Source organism: uncultured Maricaulis sp., from assembly GCF_905480005.1.
Taxonomy (GTDB): Bacteria; Pseudomonadota; Alphaproteobacteria; order Caulobacterales; family Maricaulaceae; genus Maricaulis.
In genome coordinates this window covers 52,012-59,340 of record NZ_CAJQOO010000002.1, presented here as the reverse complement: position 1 = coordinate 59,340, position 7,329 = coordinate 52,012, and the positions used below count along the sequence as shown (strand labels likewise).

At 63.9% G+C, this 7,329-nt stretch carries 6 protein-coding genes; 2 read left to right on the top strand and 4 right to left on the bottom strand.

From position 1 onward, the window contains the following. Positions 1-839: 839 nt before the first annotated feature. Entirely contained in the window at positions 840-2,507 is a 1,668-nt protein-coding gene (ettA, locus tag QZ266_RS00385; protein WP_295690557.1) for an energy-dependent translational throttle protein EttA, read from the top strand. Positions 2,508-2,564: 57 nt separating this feature from the next. On the opposite strand, the gene QZ266_RS00380 is transcribed toward ettA, so the two are convergent. Then, positions 2,565-3,887 (bottom strand): S41 family peptidase, encoded by a 1,323-nt coding sequence (locus QZ266_RS00380; RefSeq protein WP_295690555.1) that lies wholly within the window; start codon positions 3,885-3,887, stop codon positions 2,565-2,567. A 75-nt stretch (positions 3,888-3,962) separates the two neighbouring features. Between QZ266_RS00380 and QZ266_RS00375 the strand changes: the two genes are divergently transcribed. Beyond that, a complete protein-coding gene (locus QZ266_RS00375) occupies positions 3,963-4,478 on the top strand; it encodes a MarR family transcriptional regulator (protein ID WP_295690554.1) in 516 nt (171 codons plus the stop codon). A gap of 56 nt (positions 4,479-4,534) precedes the next feature. Here the strand turns inward: QZ266_RS00375 and QZ266_RS00370 are convergent, their stop codons facing one another. The 3 genes from QZ266_RS00370 to QZ266_RS00360 form a co-directional block, all read right to left on the bottom strand. Continuing rightward, on the bottom strand, positions 4,535-5,176 hold the full coding sequence (locus QZ266_RS00370; protein ID WP_295690553.1) for a hypothetical protein: 642 nt from the start codon (positions 5,174-5,176) through the stop codon (positions 4,535-4,537). Further along, on the bottom strand, positions 5,173-5,874 hold the full coding sequence (locus QZ266_RS00365) for a hypothetical protein (RefSeq protein WP_295690550.1): 702 nt from the start codon (positions 5,872-5,874) through the stop codon (positions 5,173-5,175). Before QZ266_RS00365 ends, QZ266_RS00370 begins: the two co-directional genes overlap by 4 nt. A 118-nt stretch (positions 5,875-5,992) precedes the next feature. After that, on the bottom strand, positions 5,993-7,261 hold the full coding sequence (locus QZ266_RS00360; RefSeq protein ID WP_295690547.1) for a D-amino acid dehydrogenase: 1,269 nt from the start codon (positions 7,259-7,261) through the stop codon (positions 5,993-5,995). Positions 7,262-7,329 lie beyond the last annotated feature (68 nt).

Here is a 7,329-nt window from a genome sequence, read left to right as displayed (position 1 = left end):
ATAGATCCGCTCGATCGTGAGGGCGGGCTCGCTGGCAGCGATTTCGGTGGCAGGTTCGGAGGCGGGCTGGCAGGCGCCTGCAAGGGCGGCAACAGCCGCAAGGCCGGCAAAACGAAAGGACATGATCTCTCCCCAGAGTGTATTGGCCCTGTTTTAAAAGGCCCGACGCGCGCTGGCCAGACGGGTTTCAGCAACCTCCCCACGCCCCCGGATAACCAATCCGGGCCTCGAGTGACGCGGGAACGGGAGGAGTATGCGCTGGCGGCCAGGGGGCGGATAAGGTTTTTGAAAACTCCCGCCTCAAACACCGTCATCCCGGCGAAGGCCGGGACCCAGTTTGCGACGCAAGCTGTTGCCAAGCCTTGCGAAATCTCGCCTGCGAGACTGGGTCCTTACTTGCGTCAGGATGACGGTTTTGGGGCAAAGCGTGCGGGATAACTTGCGTAGTTCTAAAATTCACCGTCATCCCCCGGCTTGTCCGGGGGACCTCACCCATTCGCCAGACGACCGTGACGAGGTCCCCCGGATGAGCGCTGCGCGCTCCCCGTGGGATGACGGATTGGAAGTGTTGATAATAGAGATGCGCCCGCGGCGCACAATCGCCCCTAGATTGCTTGCCGAGATATCGCCGCATCCGCCTATTTAGCTCAAGGGGCATGCCCGCGCAGCGGCGGCTTTGCCGCCCTTGACCTAAAGAAGCGGATGCGGCCTGCGCGCTGCTATCCACTGCCCCGTCGCTTGGCGATAACCCCAACGCCTTTCCCGCATTGCCCTTGCAGCGCGTCTCCGCTACACGGTGCGGCTCAAGATTCCCTGCCAGACAAGAGAGCCTCTCCCCCATGGCCGCTTACAAATTCGTCTATCACATGGACAAGCTGTCGAAGACCTATCCGGGCGCTGCCAAGCCCGTATTCGATGGTATTTCCCTGCACTTCCTGCCCGATGCCAAGATCGGTGTTGTCGGCGTCAATGGTGCCGGTAAATCGACCCTGCTGAAGATCATGGCCGGCATGGACACCGAGTTCACCGGTGAAGCCTGGGCCGAAAAGGGCGTGAAGGTCGGTTATCTCGCCCAGGAACCGCAGCTCGACGAGAGCAAGACGGTCTGGGAAAACGTGATCGAGGGCTCGGCCCCGAAGCAGTTGCTGGAAGAATTCAACGCCATCTCGATGAAGCTCGCCGAGGATTATACCGACGAGCTGATGGAAGAGATGACGGCGCTGCAGGAGAAGATCGACAACGAGAATGCCTGGGACATCGACTCGAAGATCGAGATGGCGATGACGGCCCTGCGCTGTCCGCCTGCCGACTGGCCGGTCACCGACCTGTCCGGTGGTGAGCGCCGCCGTGTCGCCCTGTGTCGCCTGCTCCTGTCCGACCCGCACATGCTGCTGCTCGATGAGCCGACCAACCATCTCGACGCCGAGAGCGTGCAGTGGCTGCAGAACTATCTGGAAGACTTCAAGGGCGCTGTCCTGGTCGTCACCCACGACCGTTACTTCCTCGACTCGATCACCACCTGGACGCTCGAACTCGATCGCGGCCGTGGTGTTCCCTATGAGGGTGGCTATTCGGCCTGGTTGGAACAGAAGTCCAAGCGACTGGCCCAGGAAGACCGCGAAAAGAGCGCCAAGGATCGTGCCCTGATGCGCGAACTGGAATGGATCCGCTCCTCGCCGAAAGCCCGTCAGGCGAAGTCCAAGGCCCGTATCAAATCCTATGAGGATCTGCGTGACGCGGCCGAACGCGCCGAGATCACCACGGCCCAGATCACCATCCCGCCGGGGCCGCGCCTGGGCGGTGTCGTGGTCGAGGTGGAAAACCTCAAGAAGGGCTTCGAGGACAAGCTTCTCATCGACGGCCTGTCCTTCAAACTGCCACCGGGCGGCGTGGTTGGCGTGATCGGTCCGAACGGGGCCGGTAAATCCACCCTGTTCAAGATGATGACCGGGCAGGAAACTCCTGACGAAGGCACGGTCCGTCTCGGCGATACGGTCAAGCTGGGCTATGTTGATCAGTCGCGCGACACGCTCGATCCGAACAAGACCGTTTGGCAGGAAATCTCCGGCGGCAATGACATGATCGAGCTGGGCGGCAAGGAAGTCCCCTCGCGCGCCTATGTCGGGACGTTCAACTTCAAGGGCGGCGACCAGCAGAAGAAGGTCGGTCTCCTCTCGGGTGGTGAGCGCAATCGCGTCCATCTCGCCAAGATGCTGCAGACCGGCGGCAATCTTCTGCTGCTCGATGAGCCGACCAATGATCTCGACGTCGAGACCCTGGCGGCGCTGGAACAGGCGCTGGAGGCCTATCCGGGCTGTGCCGTGGTCATCTCGCACGACCGCTTCTTCCTCGACCGTCTGGCCACCCATATCCTCGCCTTTGAAGGCGACAGCCATGTCGAATGGTTCGAAGGCAATTTCGAGGACTATATCGAGGACAAGAAGCGCCGGTTGGGTCCGGACGCCGACATGCCCAAGAAGATCAAGTTCCAGAAATTCGGCCGGTAAAATCCGCGCCCGTGATGTGAGGAAAAGGCCCGGCGGTGTCGCCGGGCCTTTTTCGTATCACTCTTCGGTTCGAAGGCGGGTGATCAGCGCGTCGATCTGCGTCTCGCGAGAGCCACTGAGCGGAAGGTCCGGCACAATGGGTGCGCTGGAGGTGTCGCCGGACGCGCGGGTGAAGACATAAATCGGCGCGGCGGCTTCCAGGCCCGTATTGGCGAGGCGGTGCAACTGGACCTGTCCGGTTGAATTGGCCCGTCCCTCCGTGCCCGGCCCGGCAATAGGGGCGATGTCGAAATCCTGGACCGTGGCGGCCAGCACGATGGCCTGGGAATAGGTGCCGGCCCCGACCAGGAAAGCGACGCGTCCGGTGAAGCGGTAGGGCTGCTCCGCTGGTGGTTCGACCCATTGGGCGAAGGGCATGGAGATGACCTGACCGGGCTGTGATCCGGGGATCAGGGCCTGGTTTTCCGGTGTGATGCGCGCGGTGACGGCTGAGAGCGGTGTGTGGCGCTGGTCGGTGAGATAGCTCAACAAGTGGTCAGACAACATGTGGGCGCCGCCGCCATTCTCGCTGATATCGATGACCAGGATGTCACTGCCGCGCTCGGCGATCTCGGCGAAGCTGGCATCGATGAAGGCGGCGAACTCAGTCTCGAGCGTGGGCGCGAATGTGTTGAGCGTGAGGCGCGCGGCGTCTCCATTGAATGCCAGAGACCAACGCTCGGCCTCCCCTCCTGCGCGCTCCCGCTGCGGGTCGAGCGTGAGCGTGCGTGTCTGGCCGTCGGCTGACATCAGGGTGACCTGCCAGTCATCCGCCCCGCCGGTCAGGGCCCAGAGATAGCTGGCAAAGCGCCTCTCCACGATATGGCGGCGCAATCCAGGTGTGTCGCCATTGGCGCGATCAGTGGCAGCCCTGATCAGCGGGCCGACCGGCCGGCCATTGATGGCTGTGATGCGTTCGCCGACCAGGGCGCGGCTGTCGGCGGAGACCGTCTCGGCCACGCGCAATTGGTCGCCTTCGATCCGGACGGGCAAGGTAAAATCCGAACCGCCCTCGGCAAGCCAGGCATCATGGTCCTCGGTCGGCAGGCGCAGGGTGACATGGCCATCGGCGAAATGCGGATTGAGGACGGCGAGGGCGAGCCAGGCTTCGCGGCGGGTATGGTTCTTGTTGAGTCTGTCACGGACCGCATCGAAGCCGGCCCGGACCGCTTCCACATCCATGCTGAATTCCGGTTGCGGGTGGGTTGCGAACAGCCAGTCTTCCCACTCCGTCACATCTGCTGCGATGGCGGCCGCGTCGAAACTGTCGGGCTGCGCCTGTGAACAGGCCGGCAGGAGAAGCAGGGCGATCGCGGCGATGCAGGCATGGACTTTTGGCATGAACGGGCGCATTCCTCGATATGCGTTACTGGTAACGTTACTGGTAACGTATATCGAATGAGGAGGCAATCGACCATGGCGAACGCGTCCCAGGCAGAGCTGGACCAGCTGATACATGGCCAAATGGCGCCCGGCTTTCTCGGCCTTCTGTTGGGGCGACTGGTTGACCGTCTCGTGGAGGAGGGGAGTGGTCCGGCCGATGCAGCGGGCATTCGAGCGCCCGTGCGGAGCTTCTCAATGATCATCTTGCTGGCCCGTTCCGATCAGAGCGTGACCGAGCTGGCCCGCCGGCTTGGTGTGACTCATGCCGCAGTGATCAAGACCGCGCGCGCCCTGGACGCGCTGGGCTTCCTTGCGCGTGGCGAGGATCCCGGCGATGCCCGACGCAAGCCGCTCGGGCTCACTTCGGCCGGGCGTGCCGACGCGGCCCGGATCGAGCGTTACATGGCGGATGCAGGCGAGGTCCTTGCCGGTCTGTTCGACGAAGCGGGTGTTGACCTGTTTGCGGCCGCCCAGGCTTTCGACGCCGCGCTCGACCGGGAGGGTTTCGCATCACGCATGCGGGCCTTGCGGCCGACGGGCTCCGGATAAGGAACAGCCGCCGCGATGGCGTCGCGGCGGCTGTCTGTTCAGCGTGACCCGGTCGATTATTCGACGTTCAGCAAACGAAAGACCACGCGCCCCTCGAACGAGTAGCTGCGCTCGGTCTGCAGGTCGTGTCCGTGATACATCGTGGCGGTGCCATAGCCGGTATAAACCTGGCTGGTGGAAATCCCCATCTCGATGCTCTCATGGGTCAGGCCAACGAGTTCCGGATCGACGGATACAGCGACCATTGCCTCTTCCGCGCGCGGCGTCAGCTGCAAGGAATAGCCATCGCCGAGGGTCACGAAGCGATCACGCTCGAAATGGCGGACAACCTGTCCGTTGGCATCCAGGGTGCGGACGTCGGTTGCCAGCGTGCGCAGCCGGTCGAGCGGAGCGATCACGGTCAGCAGGAGCTGGGACTCGCTCTGCGGCAACTGGGCAATGACATAGGGCGTGTTGATCCCGGTCTCGGGATTGGACCAGCAGGCGGTTTCAGCCGTGACGTCTGCCGCCATGACCGAGGCCCGGTTGGGGTTCGGTACTTCCAGCAGCAGGGGCGCCTCGATGCCCATGCTCTCGTCACACGGGCCGGCCGGCGGCGCCATCACCGCCACCGGTGGCGGCGGCGGCGTGGCGCAGGCCGTGGCGAAACTTGCCAGGGCCAGGACGGCGATACCGGGTTTCACGATGGCGCGGCTCATGGCGCGAGCAACCGGGCGACGGTCACCGCGGTCTCCGAGATGGCTGCGCGCACGGCGTCCACGAGGCGATCCGGATCTTCCAGCAATTCCTCGCGATTATTGTAGACATGGCGCGGGTTCGGCGACAGCACGATCTGGCCCTGCGGCTGACCGACCGAGGCATAGATCACGGCATTGCGCATCAAGACGGCGTCCGTGTCCGGATTGACCAATTGGGCCTCGACCGAGGCGTGCGGGCGGAACGGGGTGCCGGCGCCGGCCGACACGAAGCCGTAGGAGCGGAGCACGGTGTCCAGATAGGCCTGAACCTCGTCGCCATCATCAGGATAGGTTTCCATCAGATCGGCACGATTGCGACCATCGATCTGGGCGATCTCGACGGCATAGCCGAGCGCTTCCAGTTCTTCGGTCAGGCGTGTGCGAAAGAAGGCCTGGGCGTCGAAGCCGGCATTCTCGAGCACTTCTTCAACGCGGGCGCGGCGACTGCTCTGGACGCCGGCATCGACGATCGCGCCGACGAGCCCGAAATTGCCGCCGGCGGAGGCAAATTCATAGGCCATCACATTCGCGCTGCCGACGTCTTCGATCAGCGTGATGGTGGCAACCGGATTCTGGTCCGCCTCGTACGGAATCGCGACATACGGCGTGGCGCACGCCGATGTGGCAAGCAGTGCAAGCACAGCAAGAAACTTACGCATTGAACATCCCCAATATTTGAACTCGCATTGCTGGCGGCACAACCATAGCGCGCGGTCAATCTGAAAATGTGTTACAAATCAATGAATTGAATTCACGCGCGAGGAGGGTTCGCCAAGCCTAGAAGCGCTTCGCCGAGAATGGTTCGGCCGGGACGAGCGGTGTTTCCCCGTCCAGCAGGGCGGCCAGAAGGCCCGCCGACCCCATGGCCTGGGTCCATCCGAGATGACCGTGGCCGGCATTGATCCACAAGCCTTCCGCCCGGGTTTCGCCGATAAAGGGGCGTCCATCTGCCGACATCGGCCGGAATCCGCACCAGGGTTTCTGCTCGCCGGTGAGGAGATGCTCGGCCAGGGCCGGATAGAGGCGGGTCAGCAATTGCCGGAGATTGTCGACGCGTTCGCCGCGCAGGGTCCGGTCTTCGCCGGCAAACTCGGCCGTTCCGGCGATGCGCAGCGTGTCGCCCAGCGGGCTGACAATGGCGTGCAGCGCCTCGTCGACCACAGGCAGGGAGGGGCGCTGGTCGAGTGCCGACATGTCGAGGCTGAGCGAATACCCCTTAACCGGTCGCACCGGGACATGCAGTCCGAGCGGGGTGAGCAGGCGGTGCGAGGCATGACCGGTGGCGAGGACGATCTGGTCGGCCTCGATCTCCTCGGTCTCGGTGCGCACGCCGGTGATGCGGCCGGCCCGGTCGATCAGGCTGGAGACCGGGGACTCATACTCGAAGCGCACGCCGGCAGTGCGCGCCACTTCTGCCAGTCCCACCGTGAAGCGATGGGCGTCGCCGCTCTCATCATCGGGGTAATAGATCGCGCCGGCGAGATCCTCGGCGACGTCCGCCAGCATCGGTTCGCGCGCAATCGTGGCGGCGCGGTCAAGAATCTCGAAGCGCAGACCGGCATCGGCGAGGGCCTGGCTCGCCTGGCGGGCCGGTTCCAGGGCCTGGGCATCCCGGCAGACCTTCATGGTCCCGCGGGCGAGATTGGCGAAGTCCAGCTGGTGCGTGTCGCGCGCCGCCCGGGTGCAGGCCAGCGAATAGCGCGACAGGGCAAAATTGGCGAGCGAGGCCGCCTCGAAGCGTTTGCGGGTCGAGTTGGCGAGGAATTTGAGCCCCCAGGGCACCAGTCCGGGCAGCGGCGCCAGGCGCAGTTTCATTGCCGAATGGGGGTCGGGCAGGGAGGCGAGCAATTGCCAATGCACGCCGGGTGCATTCCAGGGCTCCGGTTCGGACGGCGTCAGCGCGCCGGCATTGGCGAAGCTGGTCTCCCGTGCCGGACCCTCATGCGCGTCGAGGACGAGAACATCATGTCCGCGCTCGCGCAGGGCGTAGGCCGTGCAGACACCGGCCAGACCGGCTCCGATAATGATCACTTCCTGATTGGCCACGAAATACTCCCGAGTCGACCGTCCTGAGCGGCTCGGTTTGAACTTCGTGGGGATACAGATAAAAGCAA

Coding starts and splice junctions, on each gene's coding strand:
- ettA (WP_295690557.1), top strand. CDS start 840: ATGGCCGCTTACAAATTCGTCTATCACATGGACAAGCTGTCGAAGACC.
- QZ266_RS00380 (WP_295690555.1), bottom strand. CDS start 3,887: ATGCCAAAAGTCCATGCCTGCATCGCCGCGATCGCCCTGCTTCTCCTG.
- QZ266_RS00375 (WP_295690554.1), top strand. CDS start 3,963: ATGGCGAACGCGTCCCAGGCAGAGCTGGACCAGCTGATACATGGCCAA.
- QZ266_RS00370 (WP_295690553.1), bottom strand. CDS start 5,176: ATGAGCCGCGCCATCGTGAAACCCGGTATCGCCGTCCTGGCCCTGGCA.
- QZ266_RS00365 (WP_295690550.1), bottom strand. CDS start 5,874: ATGCGTAAGTTTCTTGCTGTGCTTGCACTGCTTGCCACATCGGCGTGC.